The 23,204-nt window shown below is 71.3% G+C and carries 19 protein-coding genes and 2 pseudogenes; 12 read left to right on the plus strand and 9 right to left on the minus strand.

Going from position 1 to position 23,204, the window contains the following annotated elements:
* Positions 1-31 precede the first annotated feature (31 nt).
* Entirely contained in the window at positions 32-757 is a 726-nt protein-coding gene (locus EZM51_RS17120) for a DUF1353 domain-containing protein (RefSeq protein ID WP_169053960.1), read from the plus strand.
* A 2-nt stretch (positions 758-759) separates the two neighbouring features.
* Here EZM51_RS17120 and EZM51_RS17125 read toward each other — a convergent pair whose 3' ends face one another.
* Both EZM51_RS17125 and EZM51_RS20875 read right to left on the minus strand, forming a co-directional pair.
* Positions 760-2,829, minus strand: a complete 2,070-nt coding sequence (locus tag EZM51_RS17125) for a hypothetical protein (RefSeq protein ID WP_136709521.1) — start codon at positions 2,827-2,829, stop codon at positions 760-762.
* 84 nt (positions 2,830-2,913) lie between these two features.
* Entirely contained in the window at positions 2,914-3,270 is a 357-nt protein-coding gene (locus EZM51_RS20875) for a hypothetical protein (protein WP_211195964.1), read from the minus strand.
* 96 nt (positions 3,271-3,366) lie between these two features.
* Between EZM51_RS20875 and EZM51_RS17135 the strand changes: the two genes are divergently transcribed.
* The 3 genes from EZM51_RS17135 to EZM51_RS17145 all read left to right on the plus strand — a co-directional run bounded on the left by EZM51_RS17135 (position 3,367) and on the right by EZM51_RS17145 (position 7,497).
* Positions 3,367-3,963, plus strand: a complete 597-nt coding sequence (locus EZM51_RS17135) for a TetR family transcriptional regulator (protein ID WP_136709522.1) — start codon at positions 3,367-3,369, stop codon at positions 3,961-3,963.
* 242 nt (positions 3,964-4,205) lie between these two features.
* Positions 4,206-4,913 carry a hypothetical protein gene (locus EZM51_RS17140; RefSeq protein ID WP_169053961.1) on the plus strand — a complete coding sequence of 236 codons (708 nt, stop codon included), beginning with the start codon at positions 4,206-4,208 and terminating at the stop codon, positions 4,911-4,913.
* A gap of 46 nt (positions 4,914-4,959) precedes the next feature.
* Positions 4,960-7,497, plus strand: coding sequence for a DEAD/DEAH box helicase (locus tag EZM51_RS17145; protein WP_136709524.1), 2,538 nt, complete (start codon positions 4,960-4,962; stop codon positions 7,495-7,497).
* A gap of 4 nt (positions 7,498-7,501) precedes the next feature.
* On the opposite strand, the gene EZM51_RS17150 is transcribed toward EZM51_RS17145, so the two are convergent.
* Positions 7,502-8,422: an EamA family transporter gene (locus EZM51_RS17150; RefSeq protein ID WP_136709525.1), complete on the minus strand. Its 921-nt coding sequence runs from the start codon at positions 8,420-8,422 to the stop codon at positions 7,502-7,504.
* A 234-nt stretch (positions 8,423-8,656) separates the two neighbouring features.
* Between EZM51_RS17150 and EZM51_RS17155 the strand changes: the two genes are divergently transcribed.
* From EZM51_RS17155 to EZM51_RS17180, 6 genes are all read left to right on the plus strand, one after another.
* Positions 8,657-10,657, plus strand: a complete 2,001-nt coding sequence (locus tag EZM51_RS17155) for a 5'-nucleotidase C-terminal domain-containing protein (protein WP_136709526.1) — start codon at positions 8,657-8,659, stop codon at positions 10,655-10,657.
* 121 nt (positions 10,658-10,778) lie between these two features.
* A complete protein-coding gene (gene recQ, locus EZM51_RS17160) occupies positions 10,779-12,782 on the plus strand; it encodes a DNA helicase RecQ (RefSeq protein WP_248305722.1) in 2,004 nt (667 codons plus the stop codon).
* Between the two features lie 110 nt (positions 12,783-12,892).
* Positions 12,893-13,324: a hypothetical protein gene (locus EZM51_RS17165; RefSeq protein WP_136709528.1), complete on the plus strand. Its 432-nt coding sequence runs from the start codon at positions 12,893-12,895 to the stop codon at positions 13,322-13,324.
* Positions 13,325-13,412: 88 nt separating this feature from the next.
* Positions 13,413-13,832 carry a hypothetical protein gene (locus tag EZM51_RS17170; protein ID WP_136709529.1) on the plus strand — a complete coding sequence of 140 codons (420 nt, stop codon included), beginning with the start codon at positions 13,413-13,415 and terminating at the stop codon, positions 13,830-13,832.
* 45 nt (positions 13,833-13,877) lie between these two features.
* On the plus strand, positions 13,878-14,273 hold the full coding sequence (locus EZM51_RS17175; RefSeq protein WP_136709530.1) for a hypothetical protein: 396 nt from the start codon (positions 13,878-13,880) through the stop codon (positions 14,271-14,273).
* Between the two features lie 204 nt (positions 14,274-14,477).
* A complete protein-coding gene (locus tag EZM51_RS17180) occupies positions 14,478-16,607 on the plus strand; it encodes an acyl-CoA dehydrogenase (protein WP_136709531.1) in 2,130 nt (709 codons plus the stop codon).
* 58 nt (positions 16,608-16,665) lie between these two features.
* Here EZM51_RS17180 and EZM51_RS17185 read toward each other — a convergent pair whose 3' ends face one another.
* Both EZM51_RS17185 and EZM51_RS17190 read right to left on the minus strand, forming a co-directional pair.
* Positions 16,666-17,499, minus strand: coding sequence for an ABC transporter permease (locus EZM51_RS17185; protein WP_136709532.1), 834 nt, complete (start codon positions 17,497-17,499; stop codon positions 16,666-16,668).
* A complete protein-coding gene (locus EZM51_RS17190; protein ID WP_136709533.1) occupies positions 17,496-18,500 on the minus strand; it encodes an ATP-binding cassette domain-containing protein in 1,005 nt (334 codons plus the stop codon). Before EZM51_RS17190 ends, EZM51_RS17185 begins: the two co-directional genes overlap by 4 nt.
* 75 nt (positions 18,501-18,575) lie before the next feature.
* Between EZM51_RS17190 and EZM51_RS17195 the strand changes: the two genes are divergently transcribed.
* Positions 18,576-19,355 carry a TetR/AcrR family transcriptional regulator gene (locus EZM51_RS17195; protein ID WP_136709534.1) on the plus strand — a complete coding sequence of 260 codons (780 nt, stop codon included), beginning with the start codon at positions 18,576-18,578 and terminating at the stop codon, positions 19,353-19,355.
* On the opposite strand, the gene EZM51_RS17200 is transcribed toward EZM51_RS17195, so the two are convergent.
* From EZM51_RS17200 to EZM51_RS17215, 4 genes and pseudogenes are all read right to left on the minus strand, one after another.
* The gene (locus EZM51_RS17200; RefSeq protein WP_136709535.1) at positions 19,356-19,529 is read right to left on the minus strand and encodes an HPP family protein; all 174 of its coding nucleotides are present in this window, start codon (positions 19,527-19,529) and stop codon (positions 19,356-19,358) included. It lies immediately after the preceding gene.
* Positions 19,530-19,547: 18 nt separating this feature from the next.
* Positions 19,548-20,339 (minus strand): glycoside hydrolase family 16 protein, encoded by a 792-nt coding sequence (locus tag EZM51_RS17205; RefSeq protein WP_136709536.1) that lies wholly within the window; start codon positions 20,337-20,339, stop codon positions 19,548-19,550.
* 16 nt (positions 20,340-20,355) lie between these two features.
* Positions 20,356-21,366, minus strand: coding sequence for a malate dehydrogenase (locus EZM51_RS17210; RefSeq protein WP_136709537.1), 1,011 nt, complete (start codon positions 21,364-21,366; stop codon positions 20,356-20,358).
* A gap of 50 nt (positions 21,367-21,416) precedes the next feature.
* A pseudogene (locus EZM51_RS17215) lies at positions 21,417-21,912 on the minus strand (DUF427 domain-containing protein).
* Between the two features lie 119 nt (positions 21,913-22,031).
* On the opposite strand from EZM51_RS17215, the pseudogene pip reads away from it, so the two are divergent.
* Positions 22,032-22,982: pseudogene (gene pip, locus EZM51_RS17220) on the plus strand (prolyl aminopeptidase); the annotation flags it as partial.
* Between the last annotated feature and the right edge of the window lie 222 nt (positions 22,983-23,204).

Here is a 23,204-nt window from a genome sequence, read left to right on the forward strand (position 1 = left end):
CGGCAAGATGGTCGCGAGCGAAGGAGACCGCATGCCGTTCCGCACCGACGACGGGGGAGACCTCGAGGAGCTCGTGCTCGCGCAGCGACCCGCCGACGGGTATCGCTTCCGGCTGCGCGCCGGCTTCGACTACGAGGACCCCGTGTCGGGACGACGGTACGAGGTGGGCGCCGGCCGCGCCAGCGACCTGGCGTCGGTGCCGTCGTGGCTTTGGAGCTTCATCGCGAGCTATGGACGCCAGTCGGCGCCCGCGGTGCTGCACGACGACCGTTCCGACGCCGCCGACGCGCTCGGCGACCGCCGGGCCGCACTCGTGCAGCGGCGGGAGGACGACCGGGTGTTCCGCACCGCGCTCCGAGAGCAGCGCGTGCCGCTCCTGCGGGCCTGGCTGATGTGGGCGTGGGTGTCCGCCGATCGGGAACGCGCGCTCGGCGGGGTCGCGGGCGCGGTCTTCATGGTGCAGGCGGTGCTCGGCGCGCTGGTCGTGGTCGGGGCATCCGTCGCCGCGTTCTGGAATCCCGTCTGGCTCGCCGCCGCGCTCGTGCCCGCGCTTGCCACCGTGCCCTGGTGGCGGCTCGCGCCGCTCATGCTCCTGCTGAACTACGCCACGGGCCTGCTCGCCCCGCTCGTCGCGTTGCACCTCGTGGCGCTCGTTCCGTTCCGCCTCATCGAGGCGATCGTCGAGCTCGCGACGGGCGGCGACCCCGTCGGCGTGCTGCGTCCGACGGTGCGCCCGCCGTCGGACCGGAGCGCCTGAGCTCAGGCGCGGCGCTCGGCGCCCGGGGTCTCCTCCGGCGGGCGCCAGGCATGGAAGTGCTTCGCCCACCAGGTGGCCCACGGCCCCTCCGGCCGGAGCATCCCACGCCGTGCCGCCAGCTCCGCGCGGTACTCGGGGCTCGCCATCGCGTCGCCGAGCCGCATGGGCTCGGACAGCGGGAGCACCCCGGCACCTCCGGGTCGGGGACGGGCCGGCACGACGACCGGCGCCGGTGCGAACCGCGGCTCCACGATGACGAAGCCGGCGACCACCGCGAGCCCGATCGCGGTGACGACGAGCGCGGTCGTGTCGAGCCGGGGATCGTTCCAGGCGAACACGGCGAACCACACGACCGCGGCGGCCGTGAGCACGTACAGGGTGCGGGGGATGGCCGTGATCACGAGCCAGGTGCGCACGTCGAGCGGGCACCGGTCCCACACGATGGAGCGCTCGGTCTGGCCCTGCATGATCTGGTTCAGCCAGATCAGGAGCGCGAGGAGCAGGGCCGACGCGACCACCCAGCCGATCGCCGACAGCCGGTCGCCGTCGATGAGGAACGCCACGGCGTCGGCGCCGGCGGACGCCCCGGCCTCGAGGTCGGCCGACGTGACGAATGCGACGGCGAGGCCGACGGCGCTCGCGACGAGCGTCACGAGCCCGGCGAAGATGGCGGATGCCGCGGGCAGGCCGGGAAGGATCGCCGCGATCACGACCGCGGCGATGCTCGACAGCCCGAGCGACTTCTTGTCGATGACGACGAGCCGGTTGCGGAGGTAGGCGACCGGCTCGGGAACGGTCGGGAAGTCGGGTCCGAGCAGGTGCCGCGCGGTCGGTTCGACCACCTGCGTGGTGTTCGCGTGGTACATGCCGTGGTCGAGGAAGGGCTGGCTCGTGTTGTGCACGGCGTGCTCCTCGGGGCCATCGGCGACCGTGTCGTCGGAGGGGAAGTACGCGGCCCGCCAGCGCGTGCGGGCCTCGGCGCGCGTGTCGGCGATCGGCCCCGCCGAGAACGGATCCCAGATCGCCCAGTGGTTGTCCCACTCGACGCGCGCGCCGGGCTCGGCGGCGCGGTTCCGCTCGATCCAGGTCTGCACGGGCGTGTACGAGTCCTTCCGCCCGCGCCAGCTCTCCCGGCCGAGGAGCATCACGGCCGCGCCCACGGTCGTGAGGCGCCGCACGTGATACGCCGTCGGATCGAGCTCTTCGAAGAGGGCGAACGTCGAGACGGCGGCGCCCTGCGAGTGCGCGAAGAGGTGCACGTCGCCGTCGCCGACGAGCTCCTTGGCCCGTGCCAGCGCGTCGCGCACGACGAGGCGCATCGCCGATGCGCGAACCGGTCGCTCCTTCCACGTCGCGACGTCGCCGATCGACTCGACGAGCTGGTCGAGCACGCCCTGCGCCACGTCCTTGAACCACGGGATGAGCAGCAGCGGGCTGAGCAGCGGCAGGATCGGCGTCACCACGATCCCGAGGAGCACGAGGAACACCCAGGTCGCGACGTACGCGAGGGTGCTGACCACGAGGCGGACGACGTCGACGACGAGGTTGACCGTGCGCGGCAGCAACAGCAGCCGCCGGTCCATGCGCAGGTGGTGCACGAGCGTCATCCACGGCAGGAGCACCATCGTGCCGAGGAACAGGCCCAGGGTGCGCGAGATCGCCCGCCACAGGAACGGCACCGCCCAGCGGAACACCTGCGCCCGGGTCATCGGCACGAACGAATCCGACCATCGCGCCTCGAGGATGGCGACTTTGCGCACGACCGTCTCGACCGGGGCATCCGCCGCAGCCTCGGGGTCGCGCCGCTTCGGGAACCGCACGGTCGCGGTGACCATGGGCAGCTCGCCCGCGAGGTCGGAGTCGTGGATGGTGACGCCGTGCCCCTCGTCGGCGCCGATGATGCGGTCGCGCGCGAGCCAGTCCATACGCTCGAGGATCGGCTCGGCCCACTCGAGGAGGATCTGGCTCTTGTACGCGCTGCCCATGCCGTGCACCACCACGAGGGCGACGTCGAAGTTGCCCGGTGCGGGTCGGGTCGCCGATTCGGCGCCCTTCTCCTCGGCGATCAGCATGCGGTCCTCCTGCGACGATGACGGATGGTGACGCGCCGGCGTGTGTCGGCCTGAGCGAACGCTAGTGGGCCGCGATCGACGCGATCAAGCACCGGCCCCCGAACGCGGGCGGCGACGGCGCAGTGCGCCGTAGCCGCGCAGGAGCTGCGGCACCACGAGGTACACCGCGAGCGGGACCACGACGAGGGTGAGCACGAGGGCGCGGAGCACGGGATGCCACGACTCCGAGAACGGGGCGAGCGCGAGCATGCCGACGGCCACGAGCGGGAAGATCGCGACCCACGTGATGACGGCCCGAACGTGCACCGACGGCGGGCCGGCGGGCGCAGCGGGTGCGGGGGGCGCGGTGGCTTCGGCGGACGAGGTGGCGGCAGGCGCGCTCGGGGCGGCGGCGGTGGGCGCGGCGGCGGAGGGCGTGCGGGCGATGGGATCGGCGGTCATGTCATCTCCAGGTTCAATCTCCAACTGAATGGTTGTAAGTGAACCACGCCCGCGCCGTAATCGCAACTGTCCAGTTGGAGATTGTAGACTCGGCGCATGGCCTGGGACACCGAACGCACCCGACGGCGGCTCCTCGACGCGGCGACCGCCGAGTTCGCCGAACACGGCCTCGCCGGAGCCCGCGTCGATCGCATCGCCCAGGCCGCCGGGGTCAACAAGGAGCGCATCTACCAGTACTTCGGCAAGAAGGACGACCTCTTCGCCGCCGTCCTCGGCACCAGGCTCCGCGCCTCGATGGACGACGTGCCCATGACCGGCGTCGGCGCCGACGCCGTGGGCGACTACGCCGGGCGCCTCTTCGAGCATCACGTCGCCGACGGCGTCATCCCGCGGCTCGTGTTCTGGGAGGGACTCGAGCGCGGACCGGCGGCCGCGGCCGCCGCTGCGCGCGTCGAGTACCATCGCGAGAAGCTCACCCGGTTCCAGGCGCTGCTGCCGGGCGTCGATCGGGACACCGCCGGAGAACTGCTGCTCACCATCGTCTCCCTCGTCAACGCGTGGCCCGTGCTCGGTCAGCTCGACCGGCTCCTCGTCGGCGACGGATCGGGCACCGACCGGGTCGCCGAGCGCCGAGCCGCGATCGTCGCCACGGCGACCGCCGCCGCGAGCGCCGCGCTCGAGCGAGCGCGCTGACGCGCCATCCCACGTTCAGGGGTATCCCTGATCCCGGGCCGGAACCCGGCTCGTAGCGTAGGAGTCGATCGTCGAGCCGTGGACCGCAGGGGGAACTGTCACCGCGGCGCACGATCGGAAAGCCGGCCCGGCACCTCCTCCCGCGAGCGGGGCGCCGGCCGGCTTCCCCTGTCTCACCCGGATCACCGGGCCCCTCCCCGGATCTCCGGGCCGATGAGCGGAGCACCACCATGGACCAGCGGATGACGCGACCCCGGCGCCTGTCGCCGACCCACCACGCTCGACCCGGCGACCGCCGGTCGACCCGTCGCGAGCGCCCCGTGAGCTGGTCGGACTTCCGCACGGCCGTAAGCTTCGACCCGTCGAACCGGCTCCTGGTCGCGGTGCCCGCGATCAGCGAGAAGCGTGCCGAGCACGCGTGGCTCGGCGACGCCGTGGCACCGCACACGCGCGTGGGCGACGCCGACGTGTATCGCCGCGAGTACGAGCGCGGCGCCGTCTACTGGTCGGACGGCACGGGGGCGCACGAGGTGCACGGCGAGATCGCCGCCCGGTGGCTCGCCCTCGGCGGCGAGTCGTCGTTCCTCGGCCTGCCGACGACCGACGAGCAGCCGCTCATCGGCGTGGACGGGGGCTACGCGCACTTCGAGGGCGGATCCGTCTACTGGACCGCGCGGCACGGCGCCGCGGTCGTGCACGGCATGGTCCGCGACATCTGGTCGCTCCTCGGATGGGAGCGGTCGGCGCTGGGCCTGCCGGTCGCCGACGTCGGATTCGACCCCGACCGGCACGAGTTCAGCGGATGCTTCGAGCACGGCACCATCACGTGGTCGCCCGCGGGCGGACCCGACATCGCCATCACGGCGTCGGCGGCGTCGCCCGGCGAGCTCGGAGCCGACGAGCGCGACGCACTCGGGCGCCTCGCCGCCGACTTCGCGCCCCGCCCCTGACCGCGCGGCGCCGCCCGGGCGCCGCGCGCGTGACAGACTCGGACGGATGACCCAGCCGCTCCTCGACCGCGCTCCGCGCCCGTACGATGCCGACGCGATGTACGACGCCTTCGTCGACTGGGCCGACGAGCGGGGGTTCGCCCTCTACCCCGCGCAGGACGAGGCGGTCATCGAGATCGTCTCGGGCTCGAACGTCGTCCTGTCGACGCCGACCGGCACCGGCAAGTCGCTCGTCGCGGTGGCTGCGCACGCGGCATCCGTCGCCCAGGGCGGCCGCAGCTACTACACGGCCCCCATCAAGGCGCTCGTCAGCGAGAAGTTCTTCCAGCTCGTCGACATCTTCGGGGCCTGCAACGTCGGCATGGTCACGGGCGACAGCTCGGTGAACCCGGATGCCCCGATCATCTGCTGCACCGCGGAGATCCTCGCCAACCTCGCCCTCCGGCACGGGGCGGATGCCGCGGTCGACCAGGTCGTGATGGACGAGTTCCACTACTACGGCGACCCCGAGCGCGGCTGGGCGTGGCAGGTGCCGCTCATCACGCTGCCGCGCGCGCAGTTCGTCCTCATGTCGGCGACGCTCGGCGACGTCACCGGAATCGCCGACGACCTCACCCGGCGCACCGGCCGCGAGACCGCGCGGGTCACGGGCGTCGACCGCCCCGTGCCCCTGCACTTCTCCTACGCGAAGACGCCGGTGCAGGAGACCGTCGAGGAGCTCATCGAGACCCGGCAGGCGCCCGTGTACATCGTGCACTTCTCGCAGGCGGCAGCGATGGAGCGGGCGCAGGCGCTGTCGTCGATCCGCGTCGTCACGCGCGAGCAGCGCGACGAGATCGCCGCGGCCATCGGCGGTTTCCGGTTCACGACGGCGTTCGGCAAGACGCTCTCACGTCTCGTGCGCGCGGGCATCGGCGTGCACCACGCGGGCATGCTCCCCCGCTACCGACGACTCGTCGAGACGCTCGCGCAGCGCGGGCTCCTCCGCGTCATCTGCGGCACCGACACGCTCGGCGTCGGCATCAACGTGCCGATCCGCTCGGTGCTGATCACGGCGCTCGCGAAGTTCGACGGGCAGCGGATGCGGCAGCTGAGCGCTCGCGAGTTCCACCAGATCGCCGGACGCGCGGGCCGGGCGGGCTACGACACCGCCGGCACGGTCGTCGTGCTCGCGCCCGAGCACGAGATCGAGAACGAGGTCGCCGTTCGCAAGGCGGGCGACGATCCGAAGAAGCTCAAGAAGGTCGTGCGCAAGAAGGCGCCGGCCGGCCAGGTCACGTGGGGCGAGGGGTCGTACGAGCGGCTCGTCGCCGCCGAGCCCGAACCGCTCGCACCCCAGCTGAAGCTCACGGCGGCGATGCTCATCAACGTGATCGGCCGCGGGGGAGACGTGGCCCGCGGCATCCGCTCGCTCGTCTTCGACAACCATGAGGCGCGGTCGCGGCAGGTCGAGCTCGCCCGCCGTGCGCTCGAACTCCTGCGGACGCTGCGCGACGCGGGCGTCGTCGAGCTCCTCCCGCCGTCGGCGCCGGGGCGACCGGCCGACCTGCGCCTCACGATCGACCTGCAGCCGAACTTCGCCCTCAACCAGCCGCTGTCGCCGTTCGCGCTCGCCGCGATCGAACTGCTCGACCCGGATGCCGCGGCGGGCACGGGAGTCGGCACCGGGCACTACGCGCTCGACGTCGTGTCGATCATCGAGTCGACGCTCGACGACCCGCGCCCGATCCTCTCCCAGCAGCAGTTCAAGGCCCGCGGCGAGGCCGTCGCGGCCATGAAGCAGGACGGCGTCGAGTACGAGGAGCGCATGGAGCTGCTCGAGGAGGTCACCTGGCCGAAGCCGCTCGCCGAGCTGCTCGCGCAGGCGTTCGAGACGTTCGCGTCGAGCCAGCCGTGGGTGCGCGACTTCGAGCTCTCGCCGAAGTCGGTCGTGCGCGACATGTTCGAGCGGTCGATGTCGTTCGGCGAGTACGTGGCGTTCTACCAGCTCGCCCGGAGCGAGGGGCTCGTGCTGCGCTACCTCTCCGACGCGTTCCGGGCGATCCGGCAGACGGTGCCGACCGACGCGAAGGACGAGGAGCTCCTCGACCTCATCGAGTGGCTCGGCGAGCTGGTGCGCCAGGTCGACTCGAGCCTCGTCGACGAGTGGAACGAGCTCGTCGATCCCACGGCGCACCTGCCCGAGGACGAGGCGCCCGTGGTGCCGCCCGCGCCGCCGTCGGTCGTCACGAATCGCCGCGCGTTCACCGTGCTCGTGCGCAACGAGCTCTTCCGCCGCGTGCAGCTCGCCGCGCTCGAGCGCGACGACGAGTTGGCCGAGCTCGACCCCGACGCGGGGTGGCCCGACGCGCTCGACCGCTACTACGCCGAGCACGACTCGATCGGCACCGACGGGGCGGCGCGTTCACCGCGGCTCGTCACGATCGACGAGACGGATGCCGCGTCCGGCGTGTGGCGCGTCGAGCAGACGATCGACGACCCCGCGGGCGACCACGACTGGCGGATCCGGGCGGAGGTCGACCTCGAGGCGTCGGCCGAGGTCGGCGCGGCGAGCGTGCGGGTGACCGAGGTGGTGCGGCTGTAGACCCCTACGCGAGCGCGAGCATGCCCGCCGCGGTCAGCGCGAGCGCGAGCCCAACCCACTGCACGGGCGCGATGCGCTCCTTCAGCACGACCGCGGCGAGCAGGATCGTGCCCGCTGGGTACATCGCGCCGAGCACCGCCGCGACCGAGAGGTCGCCGGCGCGGATTCCGAGCAGGAGCAGCGTATTGGCGGTCACGTCGACGACGCCGCAGGCGACCGCGAGGCGCAGGCCGGCCGTGACGGCGGTGCGCCTCGGCGCGGCCGTGCGGGCCGCGGCGGCTCGCGGCATCCGCTCGTCGACCGCGTACCTGCGTCGCCGTCGCATGGCACGCGCGACGGCGAGCACGCCGAGTGCCGTGAAGATGAGACCGGCACTGACGCCGCGGTTGAGGATGAGGGGAGTGATGCCGCTCTCGTCGCTCGTCTGGTCGATCGTGATGAAGAAGGTGCCGATGGCCAGCCCTGAACCGGTCGCCAGGACGAGTCCCCGCAGGCTCGGGCGCACGGCGCCCCGCTCGGGCACGAACCCGACGAGCACGACCGCGACGAGGGCGAGCCCGAGCGCCCAGTAGCCGAGCGTGGCGAGTCGCTCGCCGCTCACGACGAGACCCCACGCCATCGGCACGACCGCGGAGATCACGGCGGTGAGCGGCGAGAGGATGCTCATCGGGCCGATCGCGAGCGCGGCGTAGAGGAGGGTGATCGCGACGGCCCCGGCAACCCCGGAGATGATGCCCCAGAGCACGTCGTGGGCGGTCCACGCTCCGCCGAGGAACGGGGCGACGACGAGGAGCAGGACGAGGCCGGTGAGTCCGGCGACCGCCGTCGCGAGCATCGCGTTGATCCGCTTGGCGGCGAGTCCGCCGAGGAAGTCGGCCGCGCCGAAGACCAGGGCGCCGCTGAGGGAGAGGACGGCGGTGAGCATCGGCGGCCAGCCTAGCCCCGGGTCGGGGTGACACCTCATCGGGGGTGCGCCTGCTCATATGAGCAGGCTCTGCGCACATTCCACTTAAGTGCAGGTGACGAGTTGGCGAAACCACTTCCCCGCGTCCGGGCGCGAATCGTAGGCTTCGATCGTCCCCCGAGCGTCGCGCGGGGGCGTGCAGGGCCGGGGGTTGCGGATTCGGGAACCTCGGCGGACTCGCAGAGGAGACACGGAATGCAGCATCGGTCCAGTGGTGCGGAACTCGATCGCACCAATGCCCCCATTCGGTCGCGCAGCCGGTTCGCCGCAGGCGCGCTCGCGACGGCCACTGCCGCCGCGCTCACGTTCAGCGGCGTCGCATCCGCCCAGGCCGCGCCGCCGGTGGACAAGCAGAAGATCGCCGAGATCAACCTCGTCACGGTCAACGATTTCCACGGGCGCATCGAGCAGTCCGGCGCCGCGGGCGGCATCGCCGCGCTCGCACGGGCCGTCGACGAGATCCGCCGCGGCAGCGCCGACACGGTCTTCGCGGCCGCCGGCGACATGATCGGCGCATCCACGTTCACGTCATTCATCCAGCAGGACGTGCCGACCATCGAGGCGCTCAACGAGGCCGGCCTCGACGTGAGCGCGGTCGGCAACCACGAGTTCGACCAGGGCTTCGCCGACCTCACCGACCGGGTCATGCCGCTCGCCGAGTGGGAGTACCTCGGTGCGAACGTCTACGACGCGGGCACCGATGACCCCGCGCTCCCGGAGTACTGGGTGCAGGAGTTCAAGGACGTCAGCATCGGCTTCGTCGGCGCGGTGACCGAGGAGCTGCCGTCCCTCGTGAGTCCCGCGGGCATCGACCAGATCGACGTCGGCGCCCCCGTCGAGGCGGCGAACCGCGTCGCGGACCAGCTCAGCGACGGCGACGCCGCGAACGGCGAGGCCGACATCGTCATCATGCTCGTGCACGAGGGCGCCGCGACGACGGCGATCGAGTCCGCGATCGACCCGACCACTCCGTTCGGCGAGATCGTGAACGGCGCCAACGACAACATCGATGCGATCGTGTCGGGCCACACGCACCTTGCGTACAACCACGTGATCGACGGTCGGCCGGTCATCTCGAGCGGCCAGTACGGCGAGCGCTTCAGCAACATGGTGATCCGGTACGACACGCTCGGCGACGAGATCGTGTCGATGCACAACACGATCTACGACCTCGCCGTGCGCGACGCCGAGGGCGACATCGTCGGCTACGCCTACAAGGACGACCACAAGACCTCGGTCATCGTCGATGACGCCGTCGAGGTCGCAGCCGAACTCGGCAGCGTCGTGCTCGGCGATGCCACCAGTCTCTTCGGACGCGCCGTGCGCTCGGACCCGGCAGGAGCATCCTCGTTCCCGGAGAACCGCGGCGGCGAGTCCACGCTCGGCAACTTCGTCGCAGACGTACAGCTCTGGGCGCTCAACGTCGACGGGACTCGGAGCGTGGACATCACGTTCATGAACCCGGGCGGCCTGCGAGCCGACCTGGCGTCGGGCGAGGTCACCTACGCCGAGGCGGCGGGAGTCCAGCCGTTCGCCAACACGCTCGTGTCGATGGACCTCACGGGTGCCCAGATCAAGCAGGTGCTCGAGGAGCAGTGGCAGCCGGGCAAGTCGCGTCCGTTCCTGAAGCTCGGCGTGAACGACGCGTTCACGTACACCTACGACCCGGCCGCGGCGCTGGGATCGCACATCACCCAGATGTGGCTCAACGGCACTCCGATCGACCCGAACGCCACCTACTCGGTCGGGGTCAACTCGTTCCTCGCCTCGGGCGGCGACAACTTCTCCACCCTGGACGAGGGCGCGAACAAGGCCGACAGCGGCAAGATCGACCTCGAGTCGATGGTCGACTGGTTCGACGCCTTCGGTACCGCCACTCCCGACGTGCAGCAGCGCGCGGTCGGCGTGCACCTGCCCGGCGGAATCACGGTCGCTGCGGGCGCCGAGGTGACCGTCGACCTGTCGTCGCTCGACTTCACGCGCGACGAGGTCGACGCCGACACGGCAGTCGTCTCGTATGGCGGCGTCACCCTCGGCAGCGCGCCGATCGACACCGCGTACACGCCGGAGTACGACGAGGTCGGCCAGGCGAGCGTCACGTTCACGGTCCCGGCCGGCGCGAGCGGTCCGACCACGTTTGACGTGTTCGTGCCCTCGACCGGCACGACCAGCTCGTTCACGCTGAACGTCGGCTGAGTCCCGCGTCTGAATGGCGGAGCGGCCCCGGACTCGTCCGGGGCCGCTCTCGTTCGCCCGGGCCCTTCCCACCCGCGGAGAATCGGGCCGGAGCGTCGCAGGCGCTCGTTACACTCGTCGGGTGAGCCCCAACGCGGAACCCCATTGGACCGAGGAGGTCCCGTGGGATCCCGACGAACTTCCGCCCCCCGACGACGAGTGGGCACCGCCGGCCGACGAGTTCCCTGCGCCCGCCGAAGCGGGTTCGTCCGAGCGGCGCGTTTCGACGGGCTCGCGGGTCGCGCGCGCTGCGCCCGCCCGGTTCGCCGACGCCGCCGAGGCCCTGCACACGGTCTTCGGCTACGACGCGTTCCGGGGCGAGCAGGCCGAGATCATCGCGCAGGTCACGCGCGGCGGCGACGCGGTCGTGCTCATGCCCACAGGCGGCGGCAAGAGCCTCTGCTACCAGATCCCCGCACTCCTCCGCGAGGGCACCGGCATCGTGGTGTCGCCGCTCATCGCGCTCATGCACGACCAGGTCGACGCGCTCGTGCGCAACGGGGTGAGCGCCGCGTACCTCAACTCGAGCCAGCTGCCGGCCGAGCGTGCGGCGGTCGAACGCGCCTACCTCGCGGGCGAGCTCGACCTGCTCTACATCGCGCCCGAGCGGCTCAATGCCGAGCCGGTCAAGCGCTTCCTCGAAGAGGGGCGGGTCGCCCTCTTCGCGATCGACGAGGCGCACTGCGTCGCCCAGTGGGGTCACGACTTCCGCCCCGACTACCTCGCACTCTCCGAGCTCGCCGAACGCTGGCCCGACGTGCCGCGCATCGCGCTCACGGCCACCGCGACCGAGGCGACGCACCGCGAGATCACCGCACGGCTCTCGCTCGACGGCGCGCGGCACTTCGTGTCGAGCTTCGATCGCCCCAACATCCAGTACCGCATCGCGCCCAAGGTCGACGTGCGCCGGCAACTGCTCGACTTCGTGCGCAGCGAGGGGCGGGATGCCTCGGGCGAACCGGTCTCGGGCATCGTCTACGCGCTCTCCCGCGCGTCCACCGAGAAGCTGGCGGCGTTCCTCGTCGCCAACGGCGTCGACGCCATGCCGTACCACGCGGGCCTCGACGCCCGCGTCCGGCGCCGCACGCAGGAGCGCTTCCTCCGCGAGGACGGCGTCGTGATCGTCGCGACGATCGCGTTCGGCATGGGCATCGACAAGCCCGACGTCCGGTTCGTCGCCCATGTCGACCTTCCCAAGTCGGTCGAGGGCTACTACCAGGAGACGGGGCGCGCCGGTCGCGACGGACTGCCCGCGACGGCGTGGCTCGCCTACGGCCTCCAAGACGTGGTGCAGCAGCGCCGCATGATCGACGAGAGTCCCGGCGATCTCGCGCACCGACGTCGTCTGGCGCAGCACCTCGACGCCATGCTCGCGCTCTGCGAGACCGTGCAGTGCCGCCGCCAGAACCTGCTCGCCTACTTCGGCCAGGCGAGCGAACCGTGCGGCAATTGCGACACCTGCCTCGAACCGCCCGCCGCATGGGACGGCACGATCCCGGCGCAGAAGCTCATGTCCACCATCGTGCGCCTCAAGCGCGAGCGCCGGCAGCAGTTCGGCGCCGGCCACCTCATCGACATCCTCCGCGGCAAGGAGACCCCTCGCGTACGCCAGTACGGTCACGATTCCCTCGCGACCTGGGCCATCGGCGCCGACCTCGGCGAGCAGCAGTGGCGCGGCGTCGTGCGCCAGCTCCTGGCGCAAGGCCTGCTCGCGACCCACGGCGAGTACGGAACGCTCGCGCTGACGGATGCCTCGGCCGCCGTGCTCTCCGGAGCACGCACGGTCATGCTCCGCACCGAGCCCGATCGGCCCATCCGCTCCCGCGGTCCGAAGGCGGTGCCCGCCGCCGCCGACCTCGATCCGGCGCAGGCCGAGCTCTTCCAGGCCCTGCGGGAGTGGCGCGCCGGCGAGGCCCGCGAGCAGGGGGTCCCGGCCTACATCGTGTTCGGCGACGCCACGCTCCGCGGCGTCGCCGAGGCCCGTCCGACCGCGCTCGCCGACCTCGACGGCATCAGCGGCATCGGGGCGAAGAAGCTCGAGGCGTACGGCGAGAAGCTGCTCGCCGTGGTCGCCGAGCACGGCTGATCCGTTGCGGCGCGCCAGCGACCTGGGCTGCCCGCCGCCGGGCGGGGGCTAGGATCGCGGCAACGGGTCGTGGCCCGTGGCATCCGTGCACCGGCGTCGTCAGGAGCAACATGTCAGACCAGTTCGGCCCCAAGCGTCCGCTCGGCGTCACGATCGTCGCCGTCCTCGCGATCGTGTCCGGCGTCTTCGACATCATCGGCGGCATCGTGCTGCTCGCGACGCAGTCCGATGCGAGTGCGACGGAGCGGTTCGGCGGAGCGGGCCTTCTCGTCGCGGTCGCCGTCTCGTCGATCGTGCTGGGCGCCATCATGCTGCTCGTCGCCTACGGCCTGTTCCGGGGCAACGCGGTCGCCCGCTTCGCGGCCACGATCCTGCAGGTGATCTCGCTGGCGGGCTCGGTCTCGTCTGGCATCGCGGCGCCGGCCACCCTGTCGACCGAGATCCTGAGCGCGCTCCTGGCCCTCGCCATCCTGTTCCTGCTGTGGTCGGGCGAGGCGTCGCGCTTCTTCCGCGGCCTCGCTCCCGGCGAGCCGACGGACTGATTCGTGCTGCGGCATCCGTCGTCGCGCTAGCATCGGCCCAAGGTCGTCGTGCGGCGCTGCACGGCGCGAAGCGAGTGGGGAGCGCATCATGCCTGAAGCAACGAGCCGGCCGATCGGAGTCGCCATCGTGGCGGTCCTGGCATTCGTGTCCGGTGTCATCGACATCATCACGGGCATCCTCCTGATCTTCCAGGGGGACGATCCCGATGTGACGGACGCCTTCGGCGGATCGGGCGGGCTGCTCGCCGCCGCGATCGGCTCGATGGTGCTCGGCCTGATCGTCGTGATCCTCTCGTTCGGCCTCTGGCTGGGGCGCTGGATCGCTCGCATGATCGTCACGGTGCTGCAGATCCTGTCGCTCATCGGCTCGCTGTTCATGGCGGTGGCGTACCTCGGCGACCCGGTGGGCGAGTGGGCGAGCGTCCTCGTCACGGCGATCGTGGTGATCCTGCTCTGGACGCGCCCGGCGAGCGCCTACTTCCGCGGCAGCGAGGCCGCCTCGCGCTAACATCGCAACAGGCCGCCATGTCGGGCGGCGCGAACGGGGGCGTTCATGGCCATCCATCGACCTGGCGGCGTGACCTTCGTCGCCGTGCTGACCTGGATCTCGGGGGCACTCGACATCCTCGGCGGCACCATACTCCTCTTCCAGACGAGCATCGCCTCGACGGTCGAGCAGTTCGGTGGGGCGAGCCAGCTCATCGCCACCGCGCTGGCCGGGATCCTCGTCGGCGTGGTCGTGATCGTCGTGGCCGTCGGGCTGTTGCGTGGCAGCAACGGCGCGCGCATCGTCGTCACCGTCTTCGAGGTGCTGTCGATCCTCCTCTCCGTGTTCCTCGCGATCACGTATCCGGCCGTCGCGATCGGCGAGTACATCGGCATCGTCTTCGCCCTCCTCATCATCGCCATGCTCTGGACGCGTCGCGCGAACGAGTTCTTCCGCCACTAGGCGGCAGACGATCGAGCGGATGCCGCGACATCCGATTGTGGACACCACCACGGCAGAGGCACCGGGGTTTGTAGGGTCCCAACAGGTGCCCGTGAGCCGTCGTGCGCGTGTTTTGTAGGCCCCGGACGCCCCGTTTTCGGGCGACAGCCGGTCGTCCTACCGTGGAGAGAGCTGACCGCCGCATACGAAGGACGAGAACCGACGATGGTTGACACGGCACACCGCACCACCACGAAGAACTCGGGCGAGCGCGCCGCCACGGTACCCGCGAAGCCCGCGAACGACGAGGTCGCGGCCCCGGTCCCGGCCCCGCCGGCCGCCGAGGCGCCCGACTCGCCCAAGGTCGACGTCGCCGCGCTCGGGCGACAGCTCCTCGGCACGTGGGCGGACATCCGCATCGCCGCGCGTGAGCGCGCCGCACACCCCGACCTGCAGCGCATCGAGGGCCAGCCGATGGCCGAGCATCGCGAGCGCGTGCTGAAGCAGCTCAAGATCCTGGTCGATCAGGGCGCGGTGCATCGCGCCTTCCCGAAGGAGCTCGGCGGTCTCGACGACCACGGCGGCAACATCGCCGCATTCGAGGAGCTCGTCATCGCCGACCCGAGCCTGCAGATCAAGTCCGGCGTGCAGTGGGGCCTCTTCGGCGCCGCGGTGCTGCACCTCGGCACCGAGTACCACCATCGCACCTGGCTGCCCGGCATCATGTCGCTGGAGGTACCGGGTGCCTTCGCGATGACCGAGACCGGGCACGGATCGGATGTCGCGGCCATCGGCACGACGGCCACGTACGACGAGGCGACGCAGGAGTTCGTCATCGACACGCCCTTCCGCGGGGCATGGAAGGACTACCTCGGCAACGCCGCCCTGCACGGCATCGCGGCGGTGGTGTTCGCCCAGCTCATCACCAAGGGCGTGAACCACGGCGTGCACGCGTTCTACGTGCCGCTCCGCGATGGCGACGGCGCGTTCCTGCCGGGCATCGGCGGCGAAGACGACGGGCTGAAGGGCGGACTCAACGGCATCGACAACGGCCGGCTCCACTTCACGAACGTGCGCGTCCCGCGTGAGAACCTGCTGAACCGCTACGGCGACGTGGCGCCCGACGGTACCTACTCGAGCCCGATCCCGAGCCCAGGGCGACGCTTCTTCACGATGCTCGGCACGCTCGTGCAGGGCCGCGTCTCGCTCGACGGCGCCGCGACGGCGGCGGCCGCGGTGGCGCTCACGATCGCGATCACCTACGGCAACCAGCGCCGCCAGTTCAACGCGGCGAGCGACACCGACGAGGAGGTGCTGCTCGACTACCAGCGTCACCAGCGCCGGCTGCTGCCGAAGCTCGCCACCACGTACGCGCAGACCTTCGCGCACGACGAGTTCCTGCTGAAGTTCGACGCGGTGTTCTCGGGCAGGGCCGACACCGACGACGACCGTCAGGACCTCGAGACCATCGCGGCCGCCCTGAAGCCGCTGTCGACGTGGCACGCGCTCGAGACCCTCCAGGAGGCGCGCGAGGCGACGGGCGGTGCGGGGTTCCTCGCCGAGAACCGCATCGTCGGGCTGCGCCAGGACCTCGACATCTACGCGACGTTCGAGGGCGACAACAACGTGCTGCTGCAGCTCGTCGCGAAGCGCCTGCTGACCGACTACTCGAAGCAGTTCGCCAAGGCCGACGCCGGCGCCATGGCACGGTACGTCGTCGCGCAGACCGCCGATCGGGCCTACCACGGCACGGGCCTTCGCCGCCTGGCGCAGACCATCGCGGACTTCGGATCGACCGCCCGCTCGGTGTCGGAGCTTCGGGACACGAACACGCAGCGCGAACTGCTCACCGATCGCGTCGAGACCATGGTCGCCGACATCGCGGGCCGGCTCCGCGACGCGCGGAAGCTGCCGAAGGCGGATGCCGCGGCGGCCTTCAACCGCAACCAGAACGAGCTCATCGAGGCCGCCCGCGCCCACGCCGAGCTCCTGCAGTGGGAGGCGTTCACCCGGGGCCTCGAGCAGACGAGCGATCCCGGCACGAGGCAGGTGCTCACGTGGCTGCGCGACCTGTTCGGCCTCGGCCTGGTCGAGAAGCACCTCGCGTGGTACCTCATCCACGGCCGCCTGTCGCCGCAGCGCGCGCAGGCCGTGACGGCGTACATCGATCGACTGCTCGAGCGCCTGCGCCCGCATGCGCAGGACCTCGTCGATGCCTTCGGTTACACGCCCGAGCACCTGCGCGCGAAGATCGCGTCGGGTGCCGAGCAGGAGCGCCAGGACGAGGCACGCGCGTACTACGCGGCGAAGCGCGCCGCGGGCACCCTGCCGGTTCCCGAGAAGTCGAAGAAGTAGCGCGCTTGCGAAGGCCGGGTCCGATCTGGACCCGGCCTTCGTCGTCCACCGCCCTCGCTCAGCGTCGAAGCCGCCGGTAGGCCGACGCCGCGAGCGGCAGGAAGGCGAGCGTGATCACGAGCGGCCAGACGGATGCCGCGAGCACGGCGTTGTCGGCCAGCCAGCCCCCGGTCGTGCCCGTCGGGTTGCCGAACAGCTCACGGGCCGCCGTCGCGGTGGCCGAGACGGGGTTCCACTGGGCGATCGATCCGAGCCATCCGGGCATCGTCTCCGCTGAGACGAAGACCGTGGACAGGAACCCGATCGGCCAGACGAGCACCTGCACCGCGGTCGTGGCTCCCGTGCCTCGGAAGCTCAGGCCGAGGAAGATGCCGAGCCAGAGCAACGCGAACCGCAGCCAGAGCAGGAGCACCACGCCGAGCACGATCTCGGCGGGGCCCGTGGTGGGGCGCCATCCGATGAGCAGGCCGCCGAGCATCAGCACCGCGAGGTTCAGCGCCGAGCCGGCGAGGTCGGCGATCGCGCGGCCGAGCGCGACCGAGGCGCTCGAGAGCGGAAGCGACCGGAAGCGATCGGTGACGCCGCGCTTTGCGTCGTCGGCCATGGCGGTCACCGTGCTCTCGAGTCCGAAGAGCATGGTCAGGGCGAACATGCCGGGGAGGAGGAACGCGATGTAGCCGCCGCCACCCGGCACCTCGATGGCCCCGCCAAAGAGGAAGCCGAACATCAGGATCAGCATGATGTTGAAGGCGAGGCCGAACACGAGGCCCCACGGCTCGCGAATCCAGTGCAGCACGTCGCGGCCGGCGATGAGCCACCCCTCGCGAAGCGCGTTGCGGCGGCGGTCGCGCAGGCCGGCGCTCGTCATGGTGGTGAGGGTGGTGGTGGTCATCGGACCTCCAGTTCGGCGTGCAGTTCGGATGCGTCGCCCGCGTCGCCGGTGAGGTGCAGGAACACCTCGTCGAGCGTCGGCCGGCGCAGGGTGAGGTCGTCGACGGCGAGGTGCTCGGCGTCGAGCGCGCGCACGATGGGCGCGAGCGCGCGTGAGCCGTCGTCGACTTCGACCGTCACGCTTCGGGTGTCGGGATCGACGGATGCCTCGGCGCCGGCGGCCCGAGCGATGACGCCGGCGGCCTCGCGGAGCCGGTCGGGGTCGGCGAGCACGGCCGCGACCCGATCTCCGCCGAGCCGGCGCTTGAGCTCGGCCGGGCTGCCTTCGGCCACGATCTTCCCCTGGTTCATCACCGAGACGCGGTCGGCGAGCTGGTCGGCCTCGTCGAGGTACTGCGTCGTGAGGAGCACGGTCGTGCCCGCAGCGGCGACCTCCCGAACGGCCTGCCACACGGTCGCGCGGCCGCGCGGGTCGAGTCCGGTGGTCGGCTCGTCGAGGAACAGCACGGCCGGCCTGAGCACGAGGCTCGCCGCGATGTCGAGTCGGCGTCGCATGCCGCCCGAGAATCCCGACACCGGGCGGGCCGCGACATCCGTCAGCGAGAACGTCGCGAGCAGCTGGTCGGAGCGACGCACCGCCCGCGGTTTCGACAGGCCGCTCAGCCGTGCGAACAGCATGAGGTTCTGCCTGGCGGTGAGCGCTTCGTCGACGGCGTGCGTCTGCCCGACGAGGCCGATGCGCTCACGCACCGCCGCGGGGTGCCGGCGGACGTCGATGCCGTCGATGCTCGCGCTGCCGTCGTCGAGCTCGGTGAGGGTCGCGAGGCAGCGTACGGCGGTGGTCTTGCCGGCGCCGTTCGGTCCGAGGAGACCGTGCACGGTACCGCGCGGGATGCGGAGGTCGAAGCCGTCGAGCGCGCTGGTGGCGCCGAAGCGCTTGCGGAGCCCGACGGCGTCCAGAGCCGCGGGCGGGGCGGGAGGGGAAGGTGGTGTCTGCGTCATCGCTCTCTTTCAACGTACGCCATACGGGGTTATTCCCTGCACCGTACACCATACGGAGAATGTAGGCTAGCCCCCATGTCGACCGAATCCACCGGGCGAGGCGAACCCGACCGCACTCTCCGGCTGCTCTGGCGCCACCGTCTCGGGGAGCCGGTCGGCTCACGCGGTCCGAAGCAGCGCGCGAGCGTCGACGCCGTGGTCGATGCGGCCGTCGAGATCGCCGACGACGAGGGCATCGAGACGCTGTCGATGCGCCGCATCGCCGAGCGCCTCGGCCTCAAGCCCATGTCGGTCTACACCTACGTGCCCGGCAAGGCGGAGCTCATCGACCTCATGGTCGACCGCGTCGCCGGGGAGCGGCCGTTGCCGGAGCCGGCAGGGTCGCTGCGGGAACGGCTCGAGCAGATCGCCCGCATGGCATGGGACGAGTACCTGCGGCATCCGTGGCTGCTCTCGATCGACACGAGCCGGCCTCCCCTCGGCCCGAATGTCTCCGACCGATGGGAGTGGAGCCTCCGTGCGATCGAGGGACTCGGCCTCAGCGACATCGACATGGACCAGGTGGTCACCCTCATCGCCGGGTTCGTGGTGGGGCCGGCGCGGGCCTACGTCGACGCCGAGCGCCTGCACCGCTCGACGACCGAGTCCGATGAGGAATGGTGGGAGCGGAACGCGCCCATCCTCGAACAGATCATGGACCCGGCGCGCTACCCGATCTCGGGTCGCGTCGGCCAAGCCGCGGGTGAAGAGTACGGCGGACCGGCCGACCCGGAACGAGCCTTCCACTTCGGGCTCGCGCGGGTGATCGACGGGATCGAGGCGTATGTCGCGGCGGCGAGCCGCATCGCGCGCTGACTACTCCGACGGCGGCTTCATGAGCGCGCCCGTGGCGAGGCCCACGGCGAGGCCGGCGGCGAGCCAGAGCCAGAACCCGGTCCAGAGGCTGATTCCCACTCCCACGGCCGCGCCCATCACGAGCCCGACGATGAGCTGCTTGCGGCGGGCGGGAGACATCGGTTCGGAGGCCATGCCACCAGCGTAGGCGGCTCAGCGCCGCACGTACTCGCGCACGTGCGCCACCTCGAACACGAGCGGATGCGACGACGTGTCGCGCGGGGCATCCGTCGGCAGTTCGTAGACGTCGAGCATGAGCTGCACCGGATACGCGATCGACTGCGGCACGGTCTTCACGAGGCGCCCGTCGATGAAGAACCGCAGCCGGTCGGGCAGCCACTCGACCGCGTAGTCGTGGAACGCCGTGAGGTCGCCGGCGACCTTCACCTTCTCGAAGTCGAGCTCGAGGCGCGGGTCGTGCTGCGGCTTCACCCCCACGCCGACCAGTCCGCCGTCGTCGCCGATCTCGTCGCCGAAGATCTCGAAGACGCAGATCTCGCCGCTGTCGGCGGGTTCGTCCTCGAATCCGATCGCCCAGAGCGCGACCATGGCGGCGGGATCGCGGATGGCTCGCGCCCGAGCCTCGATGACGCCGAGATGCGGCAGCCACAGGCGCTCCTCGTCCTGCTCCTCGCGCACGACGAGGCCGGGACGGAACCGGTGCTGTCCCACGGGACTGTCGAGCGGTCCCGAGAACTCGCCCGTCTGCAGGTGGGAGACCCGCACGTCGCCGTCGAACTCGGGCGACCACGGCGGGGTGTCGGCGTCGATGCGGAGTTTCAGCGTGCCCGCCGAGACCTCGTAGCGGGCGGCCGAGGCCGCACGCGAACTCCAATGCGGCAGGTAGTGCGGCAACCAGCGCGTTCGCGCGAGCTCATCGCCGTCGAACCGCTCGTCGACCAGGAGGCGGTAGGCCGAGAGGTCGAGCGTCGTCGCATCCGTCATCGCGATTCCTCCCGGCTCAGATCAGGTCGAGGGCGCGCACGGCGTCGCGCTCGTCCTCGAGCTCCGCGACGGTGGTCGCGAGGCGGTGCTGCGCGAACGCATCGAGGCTGAGGCCCTGCACGATGCGCCAGCCGCCGTCGACCGATTCGACCGGGAACGACGACACGAGTCCCTCGGGCACGCCGTACGACCCGTCGGAGACGACGGCCGCGCTCGTCCAGCCGCCCGTCGTGCCGTGCACCCAGTCGCGCACGTGGTCGATCACCGCGTTCGCCGCCGACGCGACGGACGACGACCCGCGCACCTCGATGATCTCGGCGCCGCGCTTGGCCACCCGCGGGATGAACTCGTCGACGATCCATTCGCGCGCCGCGTCGACGCCGCCGAGCCGTGCCGCGAGGAGCGCGGGCACCGGGTCGCCGCCGGCCGTGGCGTGGGCCACGTCGGGGAACTGGGTGGCCGAGTGGTTGCCCCAGATGGTGACGTTGCGGATGTCGCCCACCGGCGTGTGCATGGCGGGTGCGAGCTGCCCGAGCGCGCGATTGTGGTCGAGGCGGGTGAGGGCGGTGAATCGGTCGGCGGGCACGTCGGGCGCGTGCGCCGATGCGATGAGCGCGTTCGTGTTGGCCGGATTGCCGACCACGACGACGCGGACGTCATCGGCCGCGCCGGCATTGATCGCCTCGCCCTGCGGCGCGAAGATGCCGCCGTTCGCCGCGAGCAGGTCGCCACGTTCCATGCCCGCGGCACGTGGCCGCGAACCGACGAGCAGGGCGTGACTCGTGCCCCGGAAGGCCGGCACCGGGTCGTCGTAGACCTCGACCTCGTGGAGCAGCGGGAACGCGCAGTCCTGGAGTTCGAGCGCCGCGCCCTCTGCGGCCCGAAGTCCCTGCGGGATCTCGAGCAGGTTCAATCGCACGGGGGTGTCGGGGCCGAGCATCGCACCCGACGCGATGCGGAACAGCAGGGCGTAGCCGATCTGGCCTCCGGCGCCCGTGATGGTGATGGTGACCGGCGTGACGCTCATACCGCGAGCCTACGCCGCGGCGCCGACGCGTGTTCGCGTCGGCCGACGGATCACCAGCCGGCGGTGCCCGGCCCGCCCTTGAACGGTCCGGCGACATCCGCGGTGATCCAGCCGCCGTAGAAGCCGCCCGGTTGCGGTGTCACGCGCTCGCCGTCGACCGTGCACGCGTCCATCGCGCCGGCGTACACGGCGACCCGGTCGGCCAGCTCCTCGTATCCCGGCGCGGGCGTCGGGTAGTTCCAGGCCGCGCGCGGCACCACGACATCTCCGCCGCGAAGGCTCAGGTACCGGGCCGAGCCCTTGAACTCGCAGAACGTCGAGCCGCGGTCGGGGGGCGAGGGAGCCGGGCACGAACGCCGAGACGGGCAGGTAGTAGACCGGCGGATGACTCGTCTCGAGCACGCGCACCGCATCTCGCGTGTCGACCACGAGTTCGCCGCCGAGCTCGATCGTGACTCGCACGTCCACGTGCTCGAGGCGGGGCGGCCTGGGGTAGTCCCAGACCGACTCCTGGCCGGGACGCACCGGATGCGGGACGGGTCTCATGGGTCGAGCGTAGGCGGGGTCCCTGAGAGGGACCGGCAGAGCTCGCGACCGCCTAGCGGGCGGGTGCGGAGCGGCGCGGCGCGATGGCGGGGCATCCGTCGTTCGTCTACCGTGTGGGCATGAGAGACCTGTATCCGGAGATCGAGCCGCTCGAGACGGGCATGCTCGATGTGGGGGACGGCCAGCACATCTACTGGGAGGTCTCGGGCAACCTTGAGGGCAAGCCGGTCGTCTTCCTGCACGGCGGGCCCGGTGGCGGCACCAGCCCCGTCCATCGCCGCCTGTTCGACCCGAAGCGCTATCGCATCGTGCTCTTCGACCAACGTGGATGCGGGCTGTCGATCCCGCACGCGAGCGAGCCCGAGGTCGACCTCTCGGCGAACACGACCTGGCACCTCGTGGCCGATATGGAGCACCTCCGCGAGCACCTGGGCGTCGAGCGCTGGCAGGTCTTCGGCGGCTCGTGGGGCAGCGGACTCGCGCTCGCATACGCCGAGACGCACCCCGAGCGGGTCACCGAACTGGTGCTGCGCGGGATCTTCACCCTGCGCCGCGAGGAGCTCGACTGGTTCTACGAGGGCGGCGCCGCGGCGGTGTTCCCGGACCTCTGGGAGGACTTCATCGCGCCGATCCCGTTGCTCGAACGGGGACACCTCATCGACGCGTACGCACGGCTCCTCCAGCATCCGAATCCCGAGGTGCACCAGTCGGCGGCCATCGCCTGGTCGCGCTGGGAGTCGTCGACGATCACGCTGCTGCCGCAGGCCGAGACGATCGCGCGGTTCACGGAGCCCGAGTACGCCACCGCGTTCGCCCGCATCGAGAACCACTACTTCCGCCACGGCGGCTGGTGGGAGGAGGGTCAGCTCATCCGCGATGCGCCGAGGCTCGCGGGCATCCCCGCCGTGATCGTGCAGGGCCGGTACGACATGTGCACGCCGGCGATGACGGCGTGGGAGCTGCACAAGGCGTGGCCCGAGGCCGAATTCCACCTGATCGCCGATGCCGGTCACGCGTTCGACGAGCCCGGCATCCTCGACGCCCTCATCCGGGCGACCGACCGGTTCGCGGGTCACGAGGACGACCCCGATGATCGTGGCGACGACGGGGAGGATCACGGTCGCGGTGCGGACGCCGACGACGAGGGCGACGAGGATGGCCACGAGGACGAGGAGAACGAGGACGAGGCCGACGAGGACGACGACGAGGACGAGGCCGACGAGGACGACGACGAGGACGACGACGACGACGAGGACGACGACGTCCACGCCGAAGCCGATTCCGACGCCGTT

Source organism: Agromyces sp. H66 (assembly GCF_004959775.1).
Lineage (GTDB): Bacteria > Actinomycetota > Actinomycetes > Actinomycetales > Microbacteriaceae > Agromyces.

What these genes read in the sequence shown, in the direction of transcription:
- EZM51_RS17120 (WP_169053960.1), top strand. Translation starts at nt 32, where the DNA reads ATGCCGTTCCGCACCGACGACGGGGGAGACCTCGAGGAGCTCGTGCTC.
- EZM51_RS17125 (WP_136709521.1), bottom strand. Translation starts at nt 2,829, where the DNA reads ATGCTGATCGCCGAGGAGAAGGGCGCCGAATCGGCGACCCGACCCGCA.
- EZM51_RS20875 (WP_211195964.1), bottom strand. Translation starts at nt 3,270, where the DNA reads ATGACCGCCGATCCCATCGCCCGCACGCCCTCCGCCGCCGCGCCCACC.
- EZM51_RS17135 (WP_136709522.1), top strand. Translation starts at nt 3,367, where the DNA reads ATGGCCTGGGACACCGAACGCACCCGACGGCGGCTCCTCGACGCGGCG.
- EZM51_RS17140 (WP_169053961.1), top strand. Translation starts at nt 4,206, where the DNA reads ATGACGCGACCCCGGCGCCTGTCGCCGACCCACCACGCTCGACCCGGC.
- EZM51_RS17145 (WP_136709524.1), top strand. Translation starts at nt 4,960, where the DNA reads ATGACCCAGCCGCTCCTCGACCGCGCTCCGCGCCCGTACGATGCCGAC.
- EZM51_RS17150 (WP_136709525.1), bottom strand. Translation starts at nt 8,422, where the DNA reads ATGCTCACCGCCGTCCTCTCCCTCAGCGGCGCCCTGGTCTTCGGCGCG.
- EZM51_RS17155 (WP_136709526.1), top strand. Translation starts at nt 8,657, where the DNA reads ATGCAGCATCGGTCCAGTGGTGCGGAACTCGATCGCACCAATGCCCCC.
- EZM51_RS17165 (WP_136709528.1), top strand. Translation starts at nt 12,893, where the DNA reads ATGTCAGACCAGTTCGGCCCCAAGCGTCCGCTCGGCGTCACGATCGTC.
- EZM51_RS17170 (WP_136709529.1), top strand. Translation starts at nt 13,413, where the DNA reads ATGCCTGAAGCAACGAGCCGGCCGATCGGAGTCGCCATCGTGGCGGTC.
- EZM51_RS17175 (WP_136709530.1), top strand. Translation starts at nt 13,878, where the DNA reads ATGGCCATCCATCGACCTGGCGGCGTGACCTTCGTCGCCGTGCTGACC.
- EZM51_RS17180 (WP_136709531.1), top strand. Translation starts at nt 14,478, where the DNA reads ATGGTTGACACGGCACACCGCACCACCACGAAGAACTCGGGCGAGCGC.
- EZM51_RS17185 (WP_136709532.1), bottom strand. Translation starts at nt 17,499, where the DNA reads ATGACCACCACCACCCTCACCACCATGACGAGCGCCGGCCTGCGCGAC.
- EZM51_RS17190 (WP_136709533.1), bottom strand. Translation starts at nt 18,500, where the DNA reads ATGACGCAGACACCACCTTCCCCTCCCGCCCCGCCCGCGGCTCTGGAC.
- EZM51_RS17195 (WP_136709534.1), top strand. Translation starts at nt 18,576, where the DNA reads ATGTCGACCGAATCCACCGGGCGAGGCGAACCCGACCGCACTCTCCGG.
- EZM51_RS17200 (WP_136709535.1), bottom strand. Translation starts at nt 19,529, where the DNA reads ATGGCCTCCGAACCGATGTCTCCCGCCCGCCGCAAGCAGCTCATCGTC.
- EZM51_RS17205 (WP_136709536.1), bottom strand. Translation starts at nt 20,339, where the DNA reads ATGACGGATGCGACGACGCTCGACCTCTCGGCCTACCGCCTCCTGGTC.
- EZM51_RS17210 (WP_136709537.1), bottom strand. Translation starts at nt 21,366, where the DNA reads ATGAGCGTCACGCCGGTCACCATCACCATCACGGGCGCCGGAGGCCAG.